Here is a 22,847-nt window from a genome sequence, read left to right as displayed (position 1 = left end):
TTGGGAAGCGCCCGTCAGCGGCCGCGGGCCCGGGCCGCGGCCAGCACGTCCGGGTAGAGGTGGCCGAACAGCTCCTCAAGGCGCCGGTAATGGGCGGCCAGGTAGGGGAAGCAGCCGGCCAGTTCGGCCATCCTGGGGCTGCGCAGGGACATGCGCTGCAGCGCCAGCTCGATGTTGGCCAGCTCCAGGTAGGACTCCAGCCAGCGGTTTCGCCACATGTTGCCGGTGACCAGCAGGTAGCGCTCCGGCAGGGGGCCGACGTGCTCCAGGCGCACCCGCCGCTGCGCCTGGCGGCAGAACTCGTCCAGGGACAGGGAGTGGAATTCGTGCCAGCGCCTTGCCAGGCAATGGTCCCAGAACAGATCCAGGGCGATGGGGGCGAAGCGCCGCGCCCGGCCTTCGAACAGGGCCTTGGCCTCGGTCATGATGGCGTGGTGGTCGCTGTAGGAATCCACGAAGCGGTGCAGCATCACGCCGCTGGCAACGTCGGGGGCCAGCTGCCGGTGGGGATCGCCCTTGACGAAGTCGCCCAGCAGGTTGCCCAGCAGGCTGCTGTGGCAGTGGTCGGCGATGTGCAGGTGGGCAAGGAAATTCATCTGGGCGCAAGGTCGTTACGGCTGAGAGACCACTTTACCGCAAAAGGCCCCGGCCGTTGTCGGCAACGGGTCAACCCAGGGTCAGGATCTGCTGGTAGCCGGCGATATCCACCTCCAGTTCGGTGCTCTGCAGCAGGTGATCGCGCATGGCCTCCAGGGCGTCCGGATCGCCGTGCACCAGGAAGATGCGGGTGCCCTGGAGCCCGGCGCCTTTCAGCCACCGGATGATGCCCAGATGGTCGGCGTGGCCGCTCAGGCCGTGCAGCACCTGGATCTCGGCCCTGTTGGCCAGCCACTGGCCGTGGATCTTGATGCGCTCCGCTCCCTCCAGCAGCTTGGCGCCGCGGGTGCCGCCGGCCTGGTAGCCGGTGAACAGCACCGTGGTCCTGTCGTTGGCCAGCAGCCGCTTCATGTGGTGGAGGATGCGCCCGCCGGTGGCCATGCCGCTGCCGGCGATGATGATGTGGGGGTAGTGCTGCTGGGCCAGGGCCTTGGACTGCTCCACGTCGTTGATGCAGGTGATGGCCCGGCCCATCTGCCGGCACTGCTCGGCGTCCAGCCGGTGCAGATGGTGGTGCCGGCAGTAGAGGTCGGTGACGTCTATGGCCATGGGGCTGTCCAGGAACACCGGCATCCTGGGGATGCGGCCGTCGGCCATCAGGGTCGCCAGCATGTGCTGCAGGGCCTGGGCCCGGCCCACTGCGAAGCTGGGGATCAGCAGGGTGCCCTTCTTCTGCACCGTCCTGTTGACCACCTGGGCCAGCTGCTCGAAGGGATCCACCTCCGGGTGGCGGCGGTTGCCGTAGGTGGACTCCAGCAGCAGCAGATCCAGTTCCGGCAGCGGCTGGGGCGGCGGCATCAGCACGTCGTCGTCCCGGCCCAGGTCGCCGGAAAAGCCCACCATCTTGCCCTCGGCCGCCAGGATCACGCTGGCGGCGCCGAGGATATGGCCGGCCGGCTGCAGATGCAGTGTGATGTCGCCGACCTGGAAGGGCTGGTGGAAGTCGACGGCGCGAAACAGAGACAGGCTCTGCTCGGCGGTGGCCTCGTCGTAGAGGGGCTCCGGGGATTCGTGGCGGCTCAGCTTGTGCCTGGCGTAGAAGTCGGCGTCTTCTTCCTGGATCTTGCCGCTATCGGGCAGCAGTATGGCGCACAGATCCCGGGTGGCGCCATGGCAGTAGACGGGGCCGCGGAAGCCCTTCTTGTACAGCAGCGGGATGTAGCCGGAATGGTCCAGGTGGGCATGGGTCAGCACCACCGCGTCCAGCTCGTCCAAGTCCAGGGGCAGCGGCTGCCAGTTGCGCCGGCGCAGCCACTTATAGCCCTGGAACAGGCCGCAGTCCACCAGGAGCCGGGTCCGGCCGGTGCTGACCAGGTACTTGGAGCCGGTGACGGTCTCGGCGCCGCCGAGGAAGGTGATCCTGAGAGCCATGGCGCCCTCCTTTGCCGGTAAGCCTGTCTCCAGCTTAGCCCCGGCGCCCTGGTTCGGCACCGGCTCAATCCAGCAGCAAATGGGCAGCTCATGACGATAAGAAAATTGCGTTAGACGGGGGCGGTGATTTGCCGATAATGCGCGCCATTGGGCTGCGTTGGCAGCCGGGGCCGCCACCGGGGCGGCATTGTTGGAGAGGCAACATGGCCCTGTCCGCTTTCCTGCTGTCGGCCGCCGAGGCCACCTTCTACCGTCAACTCCACGACCAGCTGGGCGGCCCCGTCCAGGTGCTGGACTGCGACGCCGTGCGCGCCAATTACCGCCAGCTTTGCCAGGCCCTGCCCGGGGTGGAGCTGCACTATGCCCTCAAGCCCCTGCCCCACGAGGCGGTGGTGGCGACCCTGCTGGCGGAAGGGGCCAGCTTCGACCTGGCCAGCAACGGCGAGGTGGATCTGGTGGCCAGCCTGGGGGTGCCGGCGGCGCGCTGCATCCACAGCCATCCCATCAAGCGCCAGGGCGATATCGACCATGCCCTGGCCCAGGGGGTGAGCACCTTCGTGGTGGACAATGTCCATGAGCTGGCCAAGTTCAGGCCCTATGGCGAGCGGGTGGCGCTGCTGCTGCGGGTGAGCTTTCCCAACCCCGAGCTGAAGGTGGATCTGTCCAAGAAATTCGGCTGCCTGCCGGAGGCGGTGGCGCCGCTGCTGAGCCTGGCCAGGGCTTGGGGCATCCCCATGGCCGGGCTGAGCTTCCATGTCGGCTCCCAGGTGAAGACGGCCGAGCGCCACGCCCAGGCCATCCGCACCTCCCTGGCGCTGATCCGCCAGGCCAGGGCCGAGGGCCATGGGCTCAGGGTGCTGGATATCGGCGGCGGCTTCCCGGTCAGCTACCACCCCGGCGTCAAGGAAAGCCAGCGCCCGGATCTGGTCAGCTTCTGTGCCCCCATCCGCGAGGCCCTGGCCGAGGCGCCGGCGGACCTGCGGCTGATTGCCGAGCCGGGCCGCTGCCTGGTGGCCAATGCCGTAACCCTGGTGACCCGGGTCATGGGTCTGTCGGAGCGCCAGGGCCTGCCCTGGTACTACCTGGACGACGGCGTCTACGGCTCCTTCAACGGCCTGATGTTCGACGATGCCGCCTATCCGCTCTACGTGGAAGCCAAGGAAGGGCCCTGGCGGGCCAGCGTGCTGGCCGGGCCCACCTGCGACAGCATCGATGTGATCAGCGAAGGGTTGCTGCTGCCGGAGCTGAACGAGGGGGATCTGCTGGTGGCGCGGATGATGGGCGCCTACAGCTGGGCGGCGGCCTCGGAGTTCAACTTCTTCCGCCGCGCCCAGTTCTTCGTGGTCAACGGCGAGCTGCCGGCGGTGCAGGTGGCGTGAAAAAGGCGGCTTGGGCCGCCTTTTTCATTTCAGGGTCTTGAGCCCGGCCGGGGCCTGCTTGAGCTGCTGCTCGAAGGCGCTGATCCATTCCTCCACGTCCTGGGCCAGCACCTGGTCCAGAGCGCGCTGGAAGGCCTTGACCTGCTCCAGCCAGGCCTGGATGGCGTCGAAGTCGGGGTCGGTGAGGGCCAGCCTGGCCTTTTCTATCTGCCAGTCCAGGTAGAACTGCTGGTGCAGGGACACCACGGCGTTGCGGGCCTTGATGTAGCGCATCCAGGCGCCGCCGTGGCCGTAGAAGCGGTCCACCGCCAGCAGGAAGGCGCCCAGGGCGGCGAAGATGGAGGCCCAGATGGCGTTGATCTGGCCAAGCCAGGGCAGGGTCTCGGTGGCCAGCATGGGGATCAGGCCGGCCAGGCCGCCGCACACCAGCATGCCCAGGCGCAGGTGCCTGGCCCAGAAGCGCTTGGGGCGGATCTTGTCCGCGTACCAGCCTTCCAGGGCCTGGGCCCGATCCAGGGCCAACTGGGTCTGCTCCTGCAGCCAGTGCAGTTTGTCGTTGCTGTCGTCCATGGCGATGGCCGGTATTGTCAAATTAAGCCTTTTCTTACAGTAACTTCCGCACGACAGCCGGTCAATCTGGCGGCACCTGGCTCCGGGGGGACAAGGAAGGCGGCCTTGGCCGCCTTCCTGCCTACAGGCCCAGGTGGCGGCCGTGAAAGCGCAGGTGCTTTTCCATAAAGCTGGCGATGAAATGGTAGCTGTGGTCGTAGCCGTCGTGGCGCTCGAGTTCCAGGGGGTAACCGCTCTGGCGGGCGGCGGCCTCCAGGGCTTCTGGCCTCAGTTGCTCGACCAGGAACTCGTCCGCTTCGCCCTGATCCACCAGGGCGGGCAGGGGCTGTTTGGCCTTGGCCATCAGCAGGCTGGCGTCGTATTGGGCCCAGGCGTCCCTGTCCTGGCCCAGGTAGGCGGCGAAGGCCTTCTGGCCCCAGGGGCAGTTGACCGGGTTGCTGATGGGGCTGAAGGCCGACACCGAGCTGAACCGATCCGGGTTGCGCAGGGCCAGCACCAGGGCGCCGTGGCCGCCCATGGAATGGCCGGCGATGGCCCTGCGGCCGGTGACCGGGAACAGGGACTCCACCAGGGCCGGCAGTTCGTCCAGCACATAGTCGTACATGCGGTAGTGGCTGCGCCAGGGGGCCTGGGTGGCGTTCAGGTAGAAACCGGCGCCCTGGCCCAGGTCGTAGGCGGGATCGTCGGCCACGGCGTCGCCCCTGGGGCTGGTGTCCGGGGCCACTATGGCCATGCCCAGCTCGGCGGCCACCCGCTGGGCGCCGGCCTTGTGCGAGAAGTTTTCGTCGGTGCAGGTCAGGCCCGACAGCCAGTACAGCACCGGCACCGGGTGGCTGCTGCTGGCCTGGGGCGGCAGGTAGATGGCAAAGCGCATGGCGCAGCCAAGCACCTGGGACTGGTGGCGATACTGCTTGTGCCAGCCGCCGAAGCTCTTGTTGCTGCTCAGGTTTTCTAGGGTCATGGGACCTCCAAAAAGGTGCCGGGGCCAAGGGCCCCGGTCAGCTTATTTGTCGAAGTGGATAACCGAGCGGATGCTCTTGCCTTCGTGCATCAGCTCGAAGGCGTCGTTGATCTGCTCCAGGCCCATGGTGTGGGTGATGAAGTCGTCCAGCCTGAACTCGCCCTTCATGTAGCGCTCGACGATGCCCGGCAGCTCGGAGCGGCCCTTGACGCCGCCAAAGGCGGAGCCTTTCCAGACCCGGCCCGTGACCAGCTGGAAGGGACGGGTGGAGATCTCCTGGCCGGCGCCGGCCACGCCGATGATCACCGACTCGCCCCAGCCCTTGTGGCAGCACTCCAGGGCGCTGCGCATCACGTTGACGTTGCCGATGCACTCGAAGGAGTAGTCCACGCCGCCGTCGGTCATCTCTATGATGACCTCCTGGATGGGTTTGTCGTACTGGGTCGGGTTGACACAGTCGGTGGCGCCCAGCTTGCGGGCCAGCTCGAACTTGCTCTCGTTGATATCGATGGCGATGATGCGCCCGGCCTTGGCCATGGTGGCGCCGATCACCGCCGACAGGCCGATGCCGCCCAGGCCGAAGATGGCCACTGTGGCCCCTTCTTCCACCTTGGCGGTGTTCATGACCGCGCCCATGCCGGTGGTGACGCCGCAGCCGAGCAGGCAGATCTCTTCCAGGGGCGCGTCCTTGTTGACCTTGGCCAGGGAGATCTCCGGCAGCACCGTGTATTCGGAGAAGGTGGAGCAGCCCATGTAGTGGTAGATGGGCTGGCCGTCCTTGTAGAAGCGGGTGGTGCCGTCCGGCATCAGGCCCTTGCCCTGGGTTTCGCGGATCTTCTGGCAGAGGTTGGTCTTGCCGGACAGGCAGAACTTGCACTCGCCGCATTCCGGGGTGTAGAGGGGGATCACATGGTCGCCCACCTGGACGCTGGTCACGCCCTCGCCCACGGCCTCCACTATGCCGCCCCCCTCGTGGCCCAGGATCACCGGGAAGATGCCTTCCGGATCCTCGCCGGACAGGGTGAAGGCGTCGGTGTGGCAGACGCCGGAGGCGACGACCCGCACCAGCACTTCGCCGGCCTTGGGGGGCATGACGTCCACTTCTTCGATGGACAGCGGCTGGTTGGGGCCCCAGGCAATGGCGGCTCTGGATTTGATCATCTCGGTCATGGACGACTCCTTGGCTTGGGTGATTGCGGCCGGGACGGCGCAAGGTGAGAGGGAGTATAACCCCCGCATCTGCCGTTATAATCACGGCAAAATGCAATTCACCTTTACCATTTGGTAATAATCGAGGCCGCTATGGTGGACTGGCAGGGCATCAACGAATTCGTGGCCGTGGCCGAAACCCGGAGCTTTACCGGCGCCGCCCGGCGCTTGGGCATTTCCACCGCCCAGGTGAGCCGGCAGATTGGCGCCCTGGAGCGGCGCCTGGGCAGCAAGCTGCTGTACCGCACCACCAGGAAGGTGTCGGTGACCGAGCAGGGCCAGCTCTTCTACCGCCACTGCCGCCAGGTGCTGGACGGCCTGGCCGAGGCGGAGCAGGCCCTGACCAGCCTGCAGCAGGAGCCCAGGGGCAAGCTGCGCCTGACCGCGCCCATCGTCTACGGGGAAAGGACCATAGCGCCCCTGGTCACGGATTTCATGGTGCGCTACCCGGAGCTGGAGGTGGAGATCCAGCTCAGCAACCGCCAGCTGGATCTGGTGGCCGAAGGCTTCGATCTGGCCATCCGCCTGGGCCGGCTGGGGGATTCGTCGATGATGGCCAGGCGCCTGGCCTCCCGTACCTTCCATGTCTGCGCCTCGCCGGATTACCTGGCCCGCCATGGCGAGCCCCACAGCCTGTCGGAGCTGGAGCGCCACCAATGCCTGAGGGGCACCATGGATCACTGGCGTTTCCAGGAAGGGGGTCGGCTCAGGGAGGTGAGGGTGAGCGGCCGGCTGGCCTGCAACAGCGGCTGGGCCCTGGCCGATGCGGCCCTCAAGGGCCTGGGCCTGGTGCAGCTGCCGGAATACTACGTGCGGGAACACCTGGCTTCCGGGGCCCTGGTGTCCCTGCTGCTGCCTTACCAGGTGGCGGACGACGGGGTCTGGGCCCTCTATCCCCACAACCGCCACCTGTCCCCCAAGGTGCGGCTGCTGCTGGACCATTTCGACCACCACCTGGGCGGCCGGGCGCCTCAGGGCAGCAACTGACGGAGCCGGCCCAGGGCCTCGCGCAGCCGGGCCCGGTCCTGGACCAGGGTCAGCGACAACCGGATGGCCTGGGGGGCCTGGAACTGGCCCACCGCGAAATGGCCGGCGGTGAGCACCCTTATCCCCTCTGCCTCGGCCCGGGCGGCCAGCTCGTCGGCGCCGACGCCCGGCGGCAGCGGCAGCCAGCCGTAGAAGGCGCCGGAGCTGTGGCGCAGATCGGTGCCGGCGAAGATCCGCTGCATCAGCCTGGCCCGCTGCTGGATCTCCTTCTGCAGGTCGGCCATGGCCTGGGCGGCGTCGCCGCTGGCCAGCAGTCGGCAGCCCAGCTCCATCATCAGCGGCGCGGCCATGAAGCCGCTGGCCCTGGCCACGTCCCTGGCCTGCTCCTGTTCGCCGGCGGGCACCACCAGATAGCCGAAGCGCAGGCCGGCGGCCACCTGCTTGGACAGCCCGGCCAGGTACCAGACCCGGGCCGGCAGCAGCTGCTGCAGCGGCACATGCTGGCCCAGGTTGAGGGCGCCGTTGTTGTCGTCCTCGATGATGGTCAGGCCGTGGCGGCGGGCGATGGCGACCAGGGCCAGGCGCCTTTCCAGGGACATCACCGCATTGGTGGGGGTCTGCAGGGTCGGGCTCAGGTACAGCACCTTGGCGCCGGTGGCCGTAATGGCCTGCTCCAAGGCGTCGGGCACCACCCCCTGCAGATCCAGCGCCAGGCCGTGCAGCTGCAGGCCCTGGTGCTGGGCCAGGGAGATCAGCCCGGGGTAGCTGAGCCCCTCGGCCAGCACGGTGTCGCCGGGGCGGCACAGGCACTGCAGGGCGATGGCCAGGGCGTGCTGGGCGCCGTTGGTGAGCAGCAGCTGTTCGCGGCCGGCCTGGACGCCCCGCGCCAGCAGGTGCTCGGCCACCACCTGGCGCTGGTGTTCCATGCCCTGGCTGGGCTGGTACTGGAGCAGCTCCGGCAGCAGGGCGCCGTCCTGGGTGATGGCCTGGAGATGGCGCTGCACCAGCTGCGGCTGCCGGTCCAGCAGGCTGTTGGTCAGGCCCAGATCCCAACGCACCCGGTCGCGGTCGTCGGTGAGCCGCAGTATGTCGGCCTGGCTGTGCCGGCGTATATAGGTGCCGGCGCCGACCCTGGCCTCCAGCCAGCCCTGGCGCTGGGCCTCCAGGTAGGCCTTGGCGACGGTGCCCACCGAGACTTCCAGCTGCCGTGCCAGCTGGCGGTGGGTGGGCAGCTTGTCGCCGGCCTTGAGGCTGCCGTCCTTGATGCCCCTGATGATCTGCGCCAGCAGCAGCTGGTAGCGCTGGCCCTTGCCAAGGTGCAGCTCGGCCTTGTTGAATGACATAGGTTAATTTGCCGCTTGAACTATTCGATTGATGCTGTCTTATAGATAACAGCGGTTCAATGGGCTGTCATCTGCAAATTGAACCGGTTCAATCCAGTAGCCATGAAAGTGGTACGGATTTGACCTGGGCCAGGATCCCGGGCCGCCCGGACTACTATGCTGGTGGTAATGTATAGAGTGGTATATTCCATGCCACTTTTGTGACAGGCAGGCCAAAGCGCGTATAATATCCCGGTCGCCTTTTGAGCAATGTCGTACTCAGCCCGCAGCAATGCGGCAAAGAGAGAGGTCGCCATGAGCGAGCAGATCCCCATCAAGGACGTCACCCCCCAGGTCAAGATCCAGCAGCCGGATCCCAGCAAATCCAACGGCCACAGCCCCCGCAACCGCATCTATGTGCGGGCGGTGCAGGGCGTCTACCAGCGCATCCGCCAGCGCATGGGCTGGTTGATGATGCTGTTGTTCCTGGTGCTGCCCTGGATCCCCTACGGCGACCGCCAGGGCATACTGCTGGACGTGGTCAACCAGAAATTCTACCTGTTCGGCATCACCCTGATGCCCCAGGACTTCACGTTGCTGGCCTACCTGTTCATCATCGCCGCCTTTGGCCTGTTCTTCGTGACCACCTTCCTGGGCCGGGTCTGGTGCGGCTACATGTGCCCCCAGACGGTGTGGACCTTTATCTTCATCTGGTTCGAGGAGAAGTTCGAGGGCAGCGCCAACCAGCGCAAGAAGCTGGACCAGAGCCCCTGGGACTTCAACAAGATCTGGCGCAAGGGCGCCAAGCACGCCAGCTGGCTGGCCTTCTCGCTGCTGACGGCGCTGACCTTCGTGGCCTATTTCCTGCCGGCCGAGGAGGTCTTCGTCGGCTTCTTCGGTGGCGCCCTGAGCTTTGCGCCCGTGTTCTGGGTGCTCTTCTTCGCCTTCTGCACCTACGGCAACGCCGGCTGGATGCGCGAGATCATGTGTACCCACATGTGCCCCTATGCCCGCTTCCAGTCCGCCATGTTCGACAAGGACACCTTCATCGTCGGCTATGACGTGGCCCGCGGTGAGAAGCGCGGCCCCCGTGGCCGCAAGCAGGACCACAAGGCCATGGGCCTGGGCGACTGCATCGACTGCCATCTCTGCGTGCAGGTATGCCCCACCGGCATCGACATCCGCAACGGCCTGCAGTACGAGTGCATCAACTGCGGCGCCTGTATCGACGCCTGCGACGGCGTCATGGACAAGATGGGCTACGAGCGCGGCCTGATCCGCTACACCACCGAGCACAAGCTGGCCGGCGGCCACACCCATGTGGTGCGGCCCAAGCTGCTGGGCTATGGCGCCATCATGGTGGTGATGCTGGGCCTGTTCGTCTACACCCTGGCCACCCGCTCCCTGGCCCATATGGACATCCTCCGCGACCGCAACGCCCTGTACCGGGAGAACGTCGAGGGCCTGATCGAGAACAGCTACACCATCAAGCTGCTCAACAAGGACGTGGACAGCCATGTGTTCGTGCTGGACGTGGAAGGCCTGCCGGCTGGCTGGACCTGGAGCGGCGACCGCGAGGTGCTGGTGGCCTCCGGGGAGCTGGCGTCCCTGCCCATCACCCTGGTGGCGGACCCCTACGAGCTGAAGCGGCCCATCACCGATATCGCATTCGAGGCCGTGGCCAAGGATAATGCCGATATCAAGGTGGAGACGGACTCCCGGTTCTTCTCCAAGCGCTAAACACAGACGCCGGGCCCAGCCCGGCGTTTTCTTGGGAGCCCCATGAGCCAATTCGATTTTGCCGATCTCAGCCCGGATCTGATCCTGGACGCCCTGGAGAGCCACGGCGTCCGGGTCGATTCCGGCCTGCTGCCCCTGAACAGCTACGAGAACCGCGTCTACCAGTTCCTGGACGAGGACCGCAAGCGCTGGGTGGTGAAGTTCTACCGGCCCCAGCGCTGGAGCGACGCCCAGATCCGCGAGGAGCACGACTTCGCCTTCGAGCTGGTGGATGAGGAGATCCCGGTGGTGGCGCCGGTGCGCCTGGAGGGGCGCAGCCTGCAACACCATGACGGCTACCGCTTCGCCCTCTACGAGAGCCGCGGCGGCCGGGCCGTGGAGCTGGCCGACCTGGACCAGCTGGAACGCCTGGGTCACTTCCTGGGGCGGATCCATGCCCTGGGCGCCGCCCGTGGCTATGAACACAGGCCCGCCATCGGCGTCGAGCGCATGCTGCTGGAACCCCGCCAGGTGTTGATGGAGACCGAGCTGCTGCCGGACTACCTGAGGCCCGCCTTCGAGGCCATACTGTCGCCGCTTTGCGAGGCCGTGGCCCTGGCCTGGGAAAAGCACGCCCAGGTGCCCTTCATCCGCCTGCACGGCGACTGCCATGCCGGCAACCTCTTCAACGGCCCCGACGGCATCTTCTTCGTGGACCTGGACGACAGCCTGATGGGCCCGGCCATGCAGGATCTGTGGATGCTGCTGTCCGGCAGCCGCAGCGAGCAGGAGGACCAGCTGTGCGTGCTGGCCGAGGCCTACGAGGAGTTCATGCCCCTGGACAAGCGCCAGCTGCACCTGGTGGAGCCGCTCAGGGCCATGCGCATCATCCACCACATGGCCTGGCTGGCCAGGCGCTGGTCGGATCCGGCCTTTCCCCAGAGCTTCCCCTGGTTCAGCTCCGGCAAGTACTGGGAGAACCAGATCCTCAGCCTCAAGGAATGCCTGGCGGCCCTGGACGAGCCGCCGCTGCGCTTGTTGACCGGTCTCTAGGTCCTTGGCATCCTTGGGAAATCTTGCCCAAGGAGTGACCATGATGAAAAAGGGACTGCTGTTTCTGGCAACGCTGCTGCTGGCGTTGCCGCTGTTTGCCGCCCAGTTCGAGGAAGGCCGGCATTACGAGGTGATCGAAGGGGCCCAGGCCACCGCCAGCCCCGAGGTGGCCGAATACTTTTCCTTCCTCTGCCCCCATTGCCACAGCTTCGAGCCCCTGGTGCACGGACTGGCCCAGAGCCTTCCCGAAGGCGTGCCGCTGCGCCGTTTCCACGCCGCCGGCTTTGGCGGTAACAGCGGCAGGCTGCTGACCGACGCCTTTGCCGTCATGGAAGTGCTGGAAGTTACCGAGCGGGTGGCGCCCAAGGTGTTCGACAGCGTCCATGTCTGGCACGCCAGGCCCAAGACCCTGGCCGACATCCGCAACCTGTTCGTGGCGGCCGGCGTGGCCGGTGACGATTTCGAGCTGGCCCTCAAGTCCATGCAGGTGCCCCTGCTCAAGAACCGGATGCAGCAGCGTTTCCAGCAGGCCCGGATCAAGCACCTGCCCGAGCTGGTGGTGTCCGGCAAATACAGGGTCAAACGGGCGGCGGTGCCGGAGCAGGCCCAGCTCAATGCCCTGGTCAAGTACCTGCTGGCCAAGGACGCTTAAGGAACTTTTCGTTCAGGAAAGGGTTCTACAGGGGCAGTTAATCTGCAATGGAAAGCTGTGTTAGGCTTGCTGCAGCCAATATCACGCGAGGAAAACGATGAAAAAGCTGATGATGGGTTTTCTGGCCCTGGTGATGCTGCCCCTGGCGGCCCTGGCCAACCAATTTGAAGAAGGCAAACACTACGAGGTCATCAAGATGGCGGCGCCCAGCGCCCAGCCCATGGTGACCGAATACTTCTCCTTCCTGTGCCCCCACTGCTACCGTTTCGAGCCCTTCATCAAGGAGCTCAAGGGTCAGCTGCCGGAAGGCGTCAAGCTGCAGAAGAACCATGTGGACTTCATGGGCCGCGAGATGGGCGTGGAGCTGTCCCGGGCCTGGGCGGTGATGGAGCTGCTGGGCGTGGAGGAGCAGGTCGCTTCCAAGCTGTTCGCCAGCATCCATGTGCAGCGCCAGATCCCCAAGAGCCGTGACGACATCCGCAACATCTTCGTCGCCGCCGGCGTCAAGGGCGAGGACTTCGACGCCGCCGTCAACTCCTTCTCCATCAACGGCCGCCTGTCGCAGATGCAGCGCAACACCCTCAACAACGAGGTCCACGGCGTGCCGACCCTGATCATCAACGGCAAGTACAAGGTCAACACCGGCTCCGTGAGCTCCAAGGAAGAGCTGTTCGAGCTGGTCAACTGGCTGGCCAAGAAAGACGCCTGAGGCGCTAGGGAAGAGGGCTTAGGCCCTCTTTTTTATATGGAAAGGATCCTGATCTCCGCCTGCCTGCTGGGCCAGCCGGTCCGCTACGACGGCCGGGCCAAGGCCCAGTCCCACCCGGCCATCGAAAGGTGGCGCGCCGAGGGACGGCTGCTGGTGCTCTGCCCGGAAGTAGCCGGCGGCCTGCCGGTACCCCGCCCGCCCGCCGAGTTGCAGGGCGGGCAGGTGATTGCCAGCAGCGGCCAGGACGTCACCGCCGCCTTCCGGCTGGGCGCCGACCAGGCCCTGGCCCTGTGCCGCCGCCACCAGATCCGCTTCGCCCTGCTCAAGGCCAACAGCCCCTCCTGCGGCAACGTGCAGATCTACGACGGCTCCTTCTCGGGCCGGCTTATCGATGGCCAGGGCGTCACCGCCCGGCTGCTGACCGAAAACGGCGTCAGGGTCTATTCGGAGCTGCAGCTGGACGAGCTGGCGGCGGCCCTGGACGAGTTCGAACAGGCGTAAACGAAAGTGACGCTTCCTTCCGGCCGGTACATCCAGTGTGCCGGCGTTCGGCTGCACGAAAGCAACGCTTTCGTTTCGAGTCTCAGCCCCTGGCGGGGTAAAGCTGGCTGACCAGCTCGTCTATCTTCGTCTCCGCATCGATGAACTTGTCCATGCGACCGACGCCACGGCGGGAGTCGTACAGGGCCTGGCCCACGGGCTTGCCGTCCAGGTAGACATCCAGCCTGGCGTAGGACATGTACAGGGCCAGATCCCAGCTCCAATGGCCCTCGTAGGTGGTCATCAACGGACATGCCATGAAGCCCGTTCCCCTTGGCATGACCTTGACGCTGTAGCCCCTGTTTTGCAGCGATTGCTGGTATTGGTTGAGGAAGCCGTTGCGGGTGGCGGGGTTCTCGATGATGCAGATGTCCCGCAGGTTGGTGTTCTGGACCGGCTGGACCTGCTGCACTATGGAGCAGCAACAGAGCAGGGCGGCACAGGCGATAACGGCGTTACGCATTGTCATGATCCTTTTCTTCCTTTGTCCCTGAGCACAAGGCGTTATTTAGTGGGGCCATTGTACTGGATGGGCTGGAGCTGTTCACAACCGGTATCAAGCCAGGGAAAATGCCCCTGGTGTTCGCCACCTGCCGGTGGTGAACAGATGCAACCAATCAAAGGACAGGAACAATGCCAATACGGACATGGATGCTCATCATGGCCCTTGGGGTGCCCACCCTGGCGCACGCCAAGACGGATACCAAGGTCACCAAGTACCAATGTGCCGGTGTCGAGAAGAAAATAAAGCACGTCAACTCCAGGTTGCGAGCCGGCTACCGGGCCCAGGAGGGCGAATGGCTGAAGGAACGGCTGCGCACCCTGAAGGAACTCAGGCATGCCTGCAAGAAGAAAAGGTATCCGGTTGATTGACGAAAAAGGGGCCATTCGGCCCCTTTTCATTTGTTCAGTTCACCCAGCAGGGCGTCCTTGCGCTGCCAGCGCTCGCTGAGCCAGCCCTGGAACTGGCGCTTGAAGGTGACGTCGCCGAAGTAGTCGCCGATGACGCGCTGGTCGGCGGGCTGGGCGTCGATGCGCACCACCACCTTGGTGAGCCTGCCGGACAGGGCGGCCCAGGTGACCTTGCCCTTGCCATGGCCGCATTCCGGATAGGCCAGGGTCACGTCCAGCACCTTGTCGAACAGCTGGCCCATGGTGGCCAGGGTGAAGGCGATGCCGCCGGCCTTGGGGGGCAGCAGGTGCCGGTAGGGGGAGCGGCGCTTCTTTTGCTTCTCTGGGGTGAACCTGGTGCCTTCCACGAAGTTGATCATGGTGGTGGGCCTGTGCCTGAGCTTTTCGCAGGCACGGCGGGTGGTCTCTATGTCCTGGCCCTTCTTCTCAGGGTGCCGCTTCAGGTAGCCGGTGGAATAGCGACGCATGAAGGGCATGTCCAGGGCCCAGCAGCCCCAGCCCATGAAGGGCACGTGCAGCAGCTCGTGCTTGATGAAGAAGCGCGGCAGCGGCATGCGGCCCCGGGCTATGGTGAACAGCACTATGATGTCCAGGCCGCTGAGGTGGTTGGCCATGATCAGGTACCAGCCGTCCTTCTTCAGGCCGTCCAGGCCCTGCACGTCCCACTGCACCTGGTTGCTGAGCCTGAGGATGCCCAGGTTGACCAGGGTCCAGCCGTCCACGCAGCGCTCCATCAGGGTGGTGACGGCGTTGCGCCAGGGCTGGTAGGGCAGCAGCAGCTTGGGCAGGGCCAGCAGGCAGACCAGGCCCCCCCACCAGACGGTGTTGACGATGAACAGCAGGATATTGATGGGGGCCAGTATGAAGCCCGGCAGAAAATGCAGCATGGGATCCTAATTGTGCTTCTGGCCCGCCGGCGCCGCCAGCCTGGCCATGGTTTCGTCTTTCTCAGCCCAGAGCCGGTTGACCCAATCCTGGAATGCTTCCTTGAAATCGGCGTCATTAAAGTAATCACCGACCAGGCCGTCGTCAATCGGCAGCACCCGTACCTCGACCCGGATCTCCCGGACCCGGCCGCACAGGAAGTCCCAGAAACTGGGGATGCCCTTGGGGTAGCAGATGGTCACGTCCAGCAGCTTGTGCAGCTTGTCGCCCATGGCCGAGAGCACGAAGGCCATGCCGCCGGCCCTGGGGCGCAGCAGGTGCCGGTAGGGGCTCTTCTGGTGGCGGTGCTTGTGGGGGGTGAACCTGGTGCCTTCCACGAAGTTCATCACCGATACCGGGATGTGGCGGAACTTCTCGCAGGCCTGGCGGGTGGTCTCGATGTCCTTGCCGGCCAGGCTGGGATCCTTTTCGATTTCCGCCCGGCTGTGGCGGTTCATGAAGGGGAAGTCCAGGGCCCACCAGGCCAGGCCCAGGAAGGGCACGTACAGCAGTTCCTTCTTGAGGAAGAACTTCAGGAACGGCAGGCGGCGGTTGAACAGCCGCTGCAGCACCAGTATGTCCACCCAGGATTGGTGGTTGGCGATGACCAGGTACCAGTCCTTCCGCTTGATGCCCTCCAGGCCGCGGACCTGGACCCTGGTGCGGCTGACCAGGCGCTGGTTGAGGTTGTTGATGCTGATCCACAGCCCGGCGATGCGGTCCAGAAGGGCGCTGCAACCCCGCCTCAGGCCGGCCACGGGCAGCAGCTTGACCAGGCCCACCACCAGCACCAGCGGGAACCAGAACAGGGTGTTGACCACATAGCCCAGCAGGGCCAGCGGCCCCTTGATGAAGGCGGGCAGGAAATGCAGCATCAGTCCTCCAGGTAGGTGTAGCCGTGGATACCCGCCTCCAGTTCGGCGCCGAACAGCTGGCGCTCGGCGTCGCTGAGATCGGCCTGGGCGATCAGGCGGCGGTAGCCCTGGATCAGGGCCTTGGGCTCGAAATTCACGTAGCGCAGCACGTCGGATACCGTATCACCCTTGTGGGCGGCTTCGAAATGGTAGCCGTTGTCGTCCAGCTGCACGTGCACCGAGTCGGTGTCGCCGAACAGGTTGTGCAGGTCGCCAAGGATCTCCTGGTAGGCACCGACCATGAAGAAGCCCAGGTTGTAGTCCTGGCCCGGCACATAGCCGGTCAGGGGCAGGCTGGACTCGATGCCCTCGGCGTCCACGTACTGGCGGATCTGGCCATCGGAGTCGCAGGTGATGTCCTGGATCACGGCGCGGGTGCTGGGGGCCTGGTCCAGCTTGCTGACCGGCATGATCGGGAACAGCTGCTCTATGCCCCAGACGTCCGGGGTGCTCTGGAACAGCGAGAAGTTGCAGAACAGCTTGTCGGCCAGCTTCTCGTTGAGCTCGTCCAGCACCGGCCTGTGGGCGCGGCTGCGGGGATTGAGCTGGTCGCGCACCGCCCGGCAGATGGCGAAGTAGAGCTGCTCGGCCGCCGCCCAGTGGTGGATGGCGATCAGGCCGTGGGTGTACATGCCGTGGGCCTCGCCCAGGTAGTAGACGGCGTCGTGATAGGTCTCCAGGGGCGGGCGCTGGTGGGCGCCTTCAAAGGCCAGCCAGAGATCCCTGAGCACCTGGGGGGCGTCCTCGCCCGGCGCCTGGGGGGCGCTCAGGCCAGGGGCCTGCTCCACGTCGATGACATTGGTGACCAGCACCGCATGGTGGGCGGTCAGGGCCCGGCCGGACTCGGAAATCAGCTTGGGCTCGGGAAGATTGCGTGCGGCGCAGATCTCCTTGACCGCATGCACCACCTTGGCGGCGTACTCGTCCACCGTGTAGTTCATGGAGCAGGAACCGCGGCTGCGCGAGCCCTCGTAGTCCACGCCCAGGCCGCCGCCCACGTCCACCACGTCCAGGGGCACGCCCAGCTCGCACAGCTCGGCGTAGTAGCGGGCGCACTCCTTGAGGGCGTTCTGGATGTCGCGGATGTTGGCCACCTGGGAGCCCATGTGGAAGTGCACCAGCTTCAGGCAGTCCAGCTTGCCGGCCTCGCGCAGGATCGCCACCATCTCCAGCACCTGGTGGGCGGCCAGGCCGAACTTGCCCTTTTCGCCGCCGGTGTTCTGCCAGTTGCCCTTGCCCACGGAGTTGAGGCGCACCCGCACCCCGATCAGCGGGTCTATGCCCAGATCCTGGCCTTCGGCCAGCAGCTTCCTGAGCTCGGACAGCTTCTCCACCACCACGTAGACGCTGTGGCCGAGGCGCTTGCCCATCAGCGCCAGGCGCAGGAACTCGGAGTCCTTGTAGCCGTTGCAGACCAGGGTGATGGGCCTGTCGGCCAGGCCCAGGATCGCCATCAGCTCCGGCTTGGAGCCCGCCTCCAGGCCCACCTTGTGGTCGGCGTTCAGCAGGGTCTGCACCACGGAGCGCTGCTGGTTGACCTTGATGGGATAGACGGCGGTGTATTCGCCGCCGTAGCCCTGGTCGGCGATGGCCCTTTCGAAGGCGCCGGTGAGCTGGCGGACCCTGTCGCTGAGCACATCGTTGAAACGCACCAGCACCGGCAGGCTCAGGCCGTGGTCCTTGAGATCCTTGATCAGGTCGCTCAGGCGCACGCCGGGGCGCGACTTGTCCCGGTTCGGGTAGGCGACCAGCTCGCCGCTGTCGTCGATGTCGAAATAACCGTCGCTCCAGTGGTTCACACCATAGAGATGACGGGCCTGGTCAAGGGTCCATTGGGTCATGGCAGCAGGGGTCCTGTGGACGCATAAAAATTCAGGGGCGCTATTGTAATGTCAGCCTAGTCGGGGCGCAGCTAAAATGTGCGCAATAATCATTGTGCGGGGGCGGCGGCGCTGGCACAATCCGTGCGCTTTTTTTCGCCCGTTTGGACTGGAGATAGAAAATGTCAAAACTGGATGGCCAGAACTGGTTTACGGAAGTGCATGAGCGTGACGGCAGCGCCTTTTCCCTGCGGGTCACCGCCAAGCTGGACAGCCGCCAGTCCGAATGGCAGACCACCGAGATCTACGAGACGACGGATTGGGGCAAGCTGATGGTCATCGACGGCTGCACCATGGTGTCCACCCGCGACAACTTCCTCTACCACGAGATGATGAGCCACCCGGCCCTGTACAGCCATGCCGATCCCAAGACCGTGGTGATCATCGGCGGCGGCGACTGCGGCACCCTGCGTGAGGTGCTCAAGCACCCCGGCGTGGAGAAGGCCATCCAGATCGACATCGATGAGAACGTCACCCGCCTGGCCGAGATCCACTTCCCGGAGCTGTGCCAGTCCAACGGCGATCCCCGTGCCGAGCTGAAGTTCATCGACGGCATCCAGTGGACGAAGGACCGCGAGAGCGGCTCCGTGGACATCATCATAGTGGACTCCACCGATCCGGTGGGCCCGGCCGAAGGCCTGTTCAACCGCGCCTTCTACCAGCAGTGCCTGCGGGTGCTGGGCGAGGGCGGCATCCTGGTCCAGCAGTCCGAGAGCCCGCTGCTGCACCTCAAGCTCATCCAGGAGATGCGCGCCGAGATGGCCGCCGCCGGCTTCGACGCCTTCCAGACCCTGCCCTTCCCCCAGCCCCTGTACCCCTCCGGCTGGTGGAGCTGCACCCTGGCCCGCAAGGGCGGCGACTTCGGCTCCTTCCGTGTGGCCGACGCCGACGCCCAGTCCTTCGAGACCCTGTACTACAACAGTGGCGTGCACCAGGGCGCCATGGCGCTGCCCAACTTCATGAAGAAGGCCCTGAAGGGCTGATGGAAAAGGCGCCGCGCGGCGCCTTTTTTGCAACAGCACCCCGGCGGGGCCGGTCTAGGCTAGTGATGAGTCAGCCCAAGGAGGCCGTCATGCCCCGCCTGCCCGCCCATGACCTCGACAGCGCCCCCCAGGCCGCTCGGCCCCATCTGGAAAAGGCCCTGTCATCCCTGGGCTTTGTGCCCAACCTCTATGCCCAGCTGGCCGAGGCCCCCACCACCCTGGAGGCCTACCTGACCCTCAACCGGCTGTTCGAGCAGGGCAGCCTGGATGCCCGGCAGCGGCAGCTGATCCTGCTGGTGACCAGTGTCGAGAACGGCTGCGGCTACTGCGTGCCGGCCCATTCGGTGATTGCCAAGCAGATGGCCGGGGTGCCGGCCGAGGTGGTGGCGGCGGTACGGGAAGGGCAGCCGCTGTCCGACGCCCGCCTGGAGGCCCTGCGCCGCTTCACCCTGGCGCTGCTGCGCCACAGGGGCAAGGTACCGGACCTGGAGCTGCAGGCCTTCCTGGATGCCGGCCACAGCCAGGCCCAGGCCCTGGAGGTGGTGCTGGGCATCACCATCAAGACCCTGTCCAACTACGCCAACCGCCTGGCCGGCACCCTGGCCCAGCCGGAATTCGCGGCAGAGGCCTGGACCCCCAGGGACTGATCGGGGTCTAAGGTGAACAAGGGGCCCCCTGGGCCCATGCCTGGAGCGACCATGACCATAGCCTCGCTGGATGTGGATGCCCAAAGCACCTTCACGCCCCTGTGCCCGGCCGAGCTGCCGGTGCCAGAGGGGCACCTGATCGCCGACGAACTCAATGCCCAGGCGGCCCTGGCCGGGTTGCGGCTGTTCTCCAAGGACGCCCATTGCCCCAAGGCCAAGTGGGTGGTGGCCGATGCCGCCGACATGCAGCAGCCGCTGCCCTACCCGGACGCGGATCTGACCTGGGTGCGCCACGCCGAGCCGGGCACCCCGGGCTTCGAGTTGATCCCCGGCCTGCCCCATCCCAGGGACTACGACTTCATGATCTACAAGGGGGTGGAGCCGGACATGCACCCCTACGGCGCCTGCTATCACGACCTGGCCGAGCGCCGCTCCACCGGCCTGATCGAGTGGCTGACATGCCACCAGGTGGACACCGTGCTGGTGGGCGGCCTGGCCCTGGATTTCTGCGTCAAGACCACGGCGTTGCAGCTGGCCAGGGCCGGCTTTCGGGTGCTGGTCAACCTGGCCGCCTGCCGGGCCATCAGCGTCGAGGGGGAAAGCCGGGCCAGGGCCGAGTTGCAACAGGCCGGGGTGGAGCTGGTGGCAAACGCCGCCGAGGCGGCCCAAAGGCTCGGGAGCCGGGATGTTCGGTGACAGCGCGGTACAGAGCCTGATCGACACCGACTTCTACAAGCTGACCATGCAGCAGTGCTACCTGCACCAGCAGCCGGACGCCATGGCCACCTGGACCTTCCGCTGCCGCAACGACGAGGATCTCAGCCCTTATGTGGCGGCCATCCGCCGCGAGCTGGAGTCCCTGTCCAGGCTCCATGTCAGCGAGGACCAGCTGGCCTACCTGCGCCGGCACTTCCCCTTCCTCAAGGCCGACTACCTGGAGTTCCTGCGGCTGTGCCGCTTCAACCCGGACTTCCTGCATGTGGCCGTGGAGGGGGGCCGGCTGAGCATAGAGGGGCGGGGGCCCATGCTGTACCTGTCGCCCCTGGAGATCCCGGTGCTGGCGGCGGTCAGCGAGGTGCGCAACAGGGCCCGCTACCCGGACCTGGATGTCGAGCAGATCCACAGGAGCACCCAGGCCAAGGTGCGCGCCTTCCAGCGCGCCGCCGACCGCTTCGACCTGAGCGGCTTTCGCTTCACCGATTTCGGTACTCGCCGCCGTTTCAGCTTCCGGGCCCAGAGGCTGGTGCTGGAGCTGCTCAAGGGGGAGCTGCCGGATCATTTCGTGGGCACCTCCAACCCGCACCTGGCCCGGGAGCTGAAGCTGCGCTGCCAGGGCACCATGGCCCACGAATGGCTGCAGTGCCACCAGGCCCTGGCCTGCCGGCTGGCGGACAGCCAGAAGCTGGCCCTGGAGAACTGGGCCAGGGAGTACCGGGGCCAGCTGGCCATCGCCCTCACCGATGTCATTGGCGTCGAGGCCTTCTGCCGGGATCTGGATCTCTACCTGGCCAGGCTCTACACGGGTTTCCGCCATGACAGCGGCGATCCCATGGCCTGGGGGGAGCAGATCCTGGCCCGCCTGGAGGAACTCAGGGTGGATCCCACGGACAAGACCCTGGTGTTCTCCGACGGCCTCGATTTCGACAGGGCCATCGCCATCTACCGCCACTTCCAGGGTCGGGCGCGCATGGCCTTCGGCATCGGCACCTGGCTGACCGGGGATTTCGGCGTCAACCAGCCCATGGACATGGTCATGAAGCTGACCCGCTTCAACGGCCAGCCGGTGGCCAAGATCTCCGACAGCCCCGGCAAGACCATGTGCCGGGACGAAGCATTCCTCAACCACCTGATGGCGGTGTTCCAGGTCAGCGCCTCGGTGCGCGCCGCCATCCTGGCCGAGCGGGAGAAGCTCTAGGCCAGGGAGGCCAGCAGCCTGTCCATGGCCCGGTAGGACAGGGCCTCGGCCAGGTGCGGCCGGCGGATGCGGTCGCTGCCGTCCAGATCCGCCACCGTCCTGGCCACCTTCAGCAGCCGCTGGTGTACCCGGGCCGACAGCCCCAGCCGGTGCAACGTCTGCTCGTACCAGGCGGCCAGCTCGCCATCCAGGGCGCAGTGGCGGCGCAGGGCCTGGCCTTCCAGCTCACCGTTGAGGCAGTGCTGGCGCGCTCGCTGGCGCCGGCGGCAATCCCCTACCCGGGCGCGCAGCTCGGCGCTGCCCTGGCCCCTTTCCTGGCCGCTCAGGGCGCCCGGGGGCAGCATGGGCACCTCCACCTGCAGCTCGACCCTGTCCAGGAAGGGGCCGCTGAGCCGGCCCAGGTAGCGGCGGATCTGCTCCGGGCTGCAGCGGCACTCCCGCGCCGGGTTGCCCCAATGGCCACAGGGACAGGGGTTGGTGGCCGCCACCAGCATGAAGCGGGCCGGGAAGTTGGCCTGCTGGGCGGCGCGGCTGATGCTGACCTCGCCGCTCTCCAGGGGCTCGCGCAGGCAGTCCAGCACCTTGCGGTCGTACTCGGTCAGCTCGTCCAGGAACAGCACCCCCTGGTGGGCCAGGGAGATCTCCCCCGGCCTGGGCACCGAGCCGCCGCCGACCAGGGCCACCGCCGAGGCGGTGTGGTGGGGGGCGCGAATAGGCGGGGTGCGCCAGTCGCCAAGGCGGCGCGGCTTGCCGGACAGGGAATGGATGGCGGCCGTTTCCAGGGCGGCGCCGTCGGCCAGGGGCGGCAGCAGGCTCGGCAGCCGCTTGGCCAGCATGCTCTTGCCGGTGCCGGGCGGGCCCACCATCAAGAGGTTATGGTTGCCGCTGGCGGCGATCAGCAGCGCCCGCTTGGCCCCCACCTGGCCCACCACGTCGCTGAGATCCGGGCCCGGCGCCGGCGCCTCGGCCTGTTGTGCCCGACTGGGCAGGGCCAGTTGCTGCTGGCCGCCAAGGGCGGCGCAGACATCCAGCAGCTGGTGGGCCTGGGCGCAGCCCGGGAAGTCCAGCAGCGCCGCCTCGGCGCCGTCCCCTTCGCTGATGATAGCGCTGTGACCGGCGTCACGGCAGGCCAGCAGGGCCGGCAGCAGGGCGCCGCAGGGGCGCAGTTCGCCGCCCAGGCCCAGCTCGCCGTAACATTCCAGGCCCTTGAGGCCGGCGGCCGGCAGCTGGCCGGAGGCGGCCAGTATGCCCAGGGCCATGGCCAGATCGAAGCGGCCGCCGTCCTTGGGCAGCTCCGCCGGGGCCAGGTTGATGGTGATGCGCCGGGCGGGGAATTCGAAGCCACAGTTGAGCAGGGCCGAGCGCACCCTTTCCTTGGCCTCGCGCACGGCGGCGTCGGGCAGTCCCACCAGGCCGAAGGACGGCAGGCCGTTGCCGATATCCACCTCCACCTTGACCAGGGGCGCCTCCATGCCCAGCTGGGCACGGCAGAGCAGTGTTGCTAATGCCATGACTTCCCTTCCAAAAAGGCCTTAACAATCTG

23 protein-coding genes are annotated in these 22,847 nt (G+C 66.3%); 12 read left to right on the top strand and 11 right to left on the bottom strand.

The features are described from left to right. Positions 1-14: 14 nt before the first annotated feature. Together WDB71_RS15785 and WDB71_RS15780 are read right to left on the bottom strand one after the other, a co-directional pair. Positions 15-596 carry an ACP phosphodiesterase gene (locus WDB71_RS15785; RefSeq protein WP_341502550.1) on the bottom strand — a complete coding sequence of 194 codons (582 nt, stop codon included), beginning with the start codon at positions 594-596 and terminating at the stop codon, positions 15-17. A 70-nt stretch (positions 597-666) separates the two neighbouring features. Further along, positions 667-2,028 (bottom strand): MBL fold metallo-hydrolase, encoded by a 1,362-nt coding sequence (locus WDB71_RS15780; RefSeq protein ID WP_341502549.1) that lies wholly within the window; start codon positions 2,026-2,028, stop codon positions 667-669. A 203-nt stretch (positions 2,029-2,231) separates the two neighbouring features. On the opposite strand from WDB71_RS15780, the gene WDB71_RS15775 reads away from it, so the two are divergent. Then, positions 2,232-3,407: a type III PLP-dependent enzyme gene (locus WDB71_RS15775; RefSeq protein WP_341502548.1), complete on the top strand. Its 1,176-nt coding sequence runs from the start codon at positions 2,232-2,234 to the stop codon at positions 3,405-3,407. 24 nt (positions 3,408-3,431) lie between these two features. Here the strand turns inward: WDB71_RS15775 and WDB71_RS15770 are convergent, their stop codons facing one another. The 3 genes from WDB71_RS15770 to WDB71_RS15760 all read right to left on the bottom strand — a co-directional run bounded on the left by WDB71_RS15770 (position 3,432) and on the right by WDB71_RS15760 (position 6,108). Continuing rightward, entirely contained in the window at positions 3,432-3,998 is a 567-nt protein-coding gene (locus WDB71_RS15770; protein WP_341502547.1) for an SLATT domain-containing protein, read from the bottom strand. Positions 3,999-4,098: 100 nt separating this feature from the next. Beyond that, positions 4,099-4,938 (bottom strand): S-formylglutathione hydrolase, encoded by an 840-nt coding sequence (fghA, locus tag WDB71_RS15765; protein ID WP_341502546.1) that lies wholly within the window; start codon positions 4,936-4,938, stop codon positions 4,099-4,101. A gap of 42 nt (positions 4,939-4,980) precedes the next feature. Continuing rightward, the gene (locus tag WDB71_RS15760) at positions 4,981-6,108 is read right to left on the bottom strand and encodes an S-(hydroxymethyl)glutathione dehydrogenase/class III alcohol dehydrogenase (RefSeq protein WP_341502545.1); all 1,128 of its coding nucleotides are present in this window, start codon (positions 6,106-6,108) and stop codon (positions 4,981-4,983) included. Positions 6,109-6,240: 132 nt separating this feature from the next. Between WDB71_RS15760 and WDB71_RS15755 the strand changes: the two genes are divergently transcribed. Then, positions 6,241-7,134: a LysR substrate-binding domain-containing protein gene (locus WDB71_RS15755; RefSeq protein ID WP_341502544.1), complete on the top strand. Its 894-nt coding sequence runs from the start codon at positions 6,241-6,243 to the stop codon at positions 7,132-7,134. Here the strand turns inward: WDB71_RS15755 and WDB71_RS15750 are convergent. After that, a complete protein-coding gene (locus WDB71_RS15750) occupies positions 7,119-8,477 on the bottom strand; it encodes a PLP-dependent aminotransferase family protein (protein WP_341502543.1) in 1,359 nt (452 codons plus the stop codon). The two genes, WDB71_RS15755 and WDB71_RS15750, sit on opposite strands and share 16 nt — an antisense overlap. A 294-nt stretch (positions 8,478-8,771) precedes the next feature. Here WDB71_RS15750 and ccoG point away from each other — a divergent pair, with 294 nt between their 5' ends. From ccoG to WDB71_RS15725, 5 genes are all read left to right on the top strand, one after another. After that, on the top strand, positions 8,772-10,196 hold the full coding sequence (gene ccoG / locus WDB71_RS15745; protein ID WP_341502542.1) for a cytochrome c oxidase accessory protein CcoG: 1,425 nt from the start codon (positions 8,772-8,774) through the stop codon (positions 10,194-10,196). Positions 10,197-10,238: 42 nt separating this feature from the next. Next, complete coding sequence (locus tag WDB71_RS15740) at positions 10,239-11,228, top strand: serine/threonine protein kinase (RefSeq protein ID WP_341502540.1); 990 nt, start codon at positions 10,239-10,241, stop codon at positions 11,226-11,228. A gap of 40 nt (positions 11,229-11,268) precedes the next feature. Further along, positions 11,269-11,880, top strand: coding sequence for a thiol:disulfide interchange protein DsbA/DsbL (locus WDB71_RS15735; RefSeq protein ID WP_341502539.1), 612 nt, complete (start codon positions 11,269-11,271; stop codon positions 11,878-11,880). Between the two features lie 97 nt (positions 11,881-11,977). After that, entirely contained in the window at positions 11,978-12,589 is a 612-nt protein-coding gene (locus WDB71_RS15730) for a thiol:disulfide interchange protein DsbA/DsbL (RefSeq protein WP_341502538.1), read from the top strand. A gap of 36 nt (positions 12,590-12,625) precedes the next feature. Beyond that, positions 12,626-13,090 carry a DUF523 domain-containing protein gene (locus WDB71_RS15725; protein ID WP_341502537.1) on the top strand — a complete coding sequence of 155 codons (465 nt, stop codon included), beginning with the start codon at positions 12,626-12,628 and terminating at the stop codon, positions 13,088-13,090. 82 nt (positions 13,091-13,172) lie between these two features. Here WDB71_RS15725 and WDB71_RS15720 read toward each other — a convergent pair whose 3' ends face one another. Beyond that, positions 13,173-13,598, bottom strand: a complete 426-nt coding sequence (locus WDB71_RS15720) for an Sbal_3080 family lipoprotein (protein WP_341502536.1) — start codon at positions 13,596-13,598, stop codon at positions 13,173-13,175. 164 nt (positions 13,599-13,762) lie between these two features. Between WDB71_RS15720 and WDB71_RS15715 the strand changes: the two genes are divergently transcribed. Then, complete coding sequence (locus WDB71_RS15715; protein WP_341502535.1) at positions 13,763-14,002, top strand: hypothetical protein; 240 nt, start codon at positions 13,763-13,765, stop codon at positions 14,000-14,002. A gap of 26 nt (positions 14,003-14,028) precedes the next feature. Here the strand turns inward: WDB71_RS15715 and WDB71_RS15710 are convergent, their stop codons facing one another. From WDB71_RS15710 to speA, 3 genes are read right to left on the bottom strand one after another with little or no spacing between them, the layout of a single operon-like run. Beyond that, positions 14,029-14,928 carry an acyltransferase gene (locus WDB71_RS15710; protein ID WP_341502534.1) on the bottom strand — a complete coding sequence of 300 codons (900 nt, stop codon included), beginning with the start codon at positions 14,926-14,928 and terminating at the stop codon, positions 14,029-14,031. Positions 14,929-14,934: 6 nt separating this feature from the next. Then, positions 14,935-15,840, bottom strand: coding sequence for an acyltransferase (locus tag WDB71_RS15705; protein ID WP_341502533.1), 906 nt, complete (start codon positions 15,838-15,840; stop codon positions 14,935-14,937). Further along, positions 15,840-17,720 (bottom strand): biosynthetic arginine decarboxylase, encoded by a 1,881-nt coding sequence (speA, locus tag WDB71_RS15700; RefSeq protein ID WP_341502532.1) that lies wholly within the window; start codon positions 17,718-17,720, stop codon positions 15,840-15,842. The genes WDB71_RS15705 and speA overlap by 1 nt, the downstream gene beginning before the upstream one ends. A gap of 161 nt (positions 17,721-17,881) precedes the next feature. On the opposite strand from speA, the gene speE reads away from it, so the two are divergent. The 4 genes from speE (at position 17,882) to pncB (ending at position 21,304) form a co-directional block, all read left to right on the top strand. After that, positions 17,882-18,742, top strand: a complete 861-nt coding sequence (gene speE, locus WDB71_RS15695) for a polyamine aminopropyltransferase (RefSeq protein WP_341502530.1) — start codon at positions 17,882-17,884, stop codon at positions 18,740-18,742. 89 nt (positions 18,743-18,831) lie between these two features. Then, on the top strand, positions 18,832-19,389 hold the full coding sequence (locus tag WDB71_RS15690) for a carboxymuconolactone decarboxylase family protein (protein WP_341502529.1): 558 nt from the start codon (positions 18,832-18,834) through the stop codon (positions 19,387-19,389). Between the two features lie 51 nt (positions 19,390-19,440). Further along, positions 19,441-20,085, top strand: a complete 645-nt coding sequence (locus WDB71_RS15685) for a nicotinamidase (RefSeq protein WP_341502528.1) — start codon at positions 19,441-19,443, stop codon at positions 20,083-20,085. Next, positions 20,075-21,304: a nicotinate phosphoribosyltransferase gene (pncB, locus tag WDB71_RS15680; protein ID WP_341502527.1), complete on the top strand. Its 1,230-nt coding sequence runs from the start codon at positions 20,075-20,077 to the stop codon at positions 21,302-21,304. The genes WDB71_RS15685 and pncB overlap by 11 nt, the downstream gene beginning before the upstream one ends. On the opposite strand, the gene WDB71_RS15675 is transcribed toward pncB, so the two are convergent. After that, positions 21,301-22,815, bottom strand: coding sequence for a YifB family Mg chelatase-like AAA ATPase (locus tag WDB71_RS15675; RefSeq protein ID WP_341502526.1), 1,515 nt, complete (start codon positions 22,813-22,815; stop codon positions 21,301-21,303). The two genes, pncB and WDB71_RS15675, sit on opposite strands and share 4 nt — an antisense overlap. Positions 22,816-22,847 lie beyond the last annotated feature (32 nt).

This window comes from Gallaecimonas sp. GXIMD4217, assembly GCF_038087665.1.
Classification (GTDB): Bacteria; Pseudomonadota; Gammaproteobacteria; order Enterobacterales; family Gallaecimonadaceae; genus Gallaecimonas.
This window is presented reverse-complemented; position numbering and strand designations above follow the sequence as displayed.

Coding starts and splice junctions, on each gene's coding strand:
- WDB71_RS15785 (WP_341502550.1), bottom strand. CDS start 596: ATGAATTTCCTTGCCCACCTGCACATCGCCGACCACTGCCACAGCAGC.
- WDB71_RS15780 (WP_341502549.1), bottom strand. CDS start 2,028: ATGGCTCTCAGGATCACCTTCCTCGGCGGCGCCGAGACCGTCACCGGC.
- WDB71_RS15775 (WP_341502548.1), top strand. CDS start 2,232: ATGGCCCTGTCCGCTTTCCTGCTGTCGGCCGCCGAGGCCACCTTCTAC.
- fghA (WP_341502546.1), bottom strand. CDS start 4,938: ATGACCCTAGAAAACCTGAGCAGCAACAAGAGCTTCGGCGGCTGGCAC.
- WDB71_RS15760 (WP_341502545.1), bottom strand. CDS start 6,108: ATGACCGAGATGATCAAATCCAGAGCCGCCATTGCCTGGGGCCCCAAC.
- WDB71_RS15755 (WP_341502544.1), top strand. CDS start 6,241: ATGGTGGACTGGCAGGGCATCAACGAATTCGTGGCCGTGGCCGAAACC.
- WDB71_RS15750 (WP_341502543.1), bottom strand. CDS start 8,477: ATGTCATTCAACAAGGCCGAGCTGCACCTTGGCAAGGGCCAGCGCTAC.
- ccoG (WP_341502542.1), top strand. CDS start 8,772: ATGAGCGAGCAGATCCCCATCAAGGACGTCACCCCCCAGGTCAAGATC.
- WDB71_RS15740 (WP_341502540.1), top strand. CDS start 10,239: ATGAGCCAATTCGATTTTGCCGATCTCAGCCCGGATCTGATCCTGGAC.
- WDB71_RS15735 (WP_341502539.1), top strand. CDS start 11,269: ATGATGAAAAAGGGACTGCTGTTTCTGGCAACGCTGCTGCTGGCGTTG.
- WDB71_RS15730 (WP_341502538.1), top strand. CDS start 11,978: ATGAAAAAGCTGATGATGGGTTTTCTGGCCCTGGTGATGCTGCCCCTG.
- WDB71_RS15725 (WP_341502537.1), top strand. CDS start 12,626: ATGGAAAGGATCCTGATCTCCGCCTGCCTGCTGGGCCAGCCGGTCCGC.
- WDB71_RS15720 (WP_341502536.1), bottom strand. CDS start 13,598: ATGACAATGCGTAACGCCGTTATCGCCTGTGCCGCCCTGCTCTGTTGC.
- WDB71_RS15715 (WP_341502535.1), top strand. CDS start 13,763: ATGCCAATACGGACATGGATGCTCATCATGGCCCTTGGGGTGCCCACC.
- WDB71_RS15710 (WP_341502534.1), bottom strand. CDS start 14,928: ATGCTGCATTTTCTGCCGGGCTTCATACTGGCCCCCATCAATATCCTG.
- WDB71_RS15705 (WP_341502533.1), bottom strand. CDS start 15,840: ATGCTGCATTTCCTGCCCGCCTTCATCAAGGGGCCGCTGGCCCTGCTG.
- speA (WP_341502532.1), bottom strand. CDS start 17,720: ATGACCCAATGGACCCTTGACCAGGCCCGTCATCTCTATGGTGTGAAC.
- speE (WP_341502530.1), top strand. CDS start 17,882: ATGTCAAAACTGGATGGCCAGAACTGGTTTACGGAAGTGCATGAGCGT.
- WDB71_RS15690 (WP_341502529.1), top strand. CDS start 18,832: ATGCCCCGCCTGCCCGCCCATGACCTCGACAGCGCCCCCCAGGCCGCT.
- WDB71_RS15685 (WP_341502528.1), top strand. CDS start 19,441: ATGACCATAGCCTCGCTGGATGTGGATGCCCAAAGCACCTTCACGCCC.
- pncB (WP_341502527.1), top strand. CDS start 20,075: ATGTTCGGTGACAGCGCGGTACAGAGCCTGATCGACACCGACTTCTAC.
- WDB71_RS15675 (WP_341502526.1), bottom strand. CDS start 22,815: ATGGCATTAGCAACACTGCTCTGCCGTGCCCAGCTGGGCATGGAGGCG.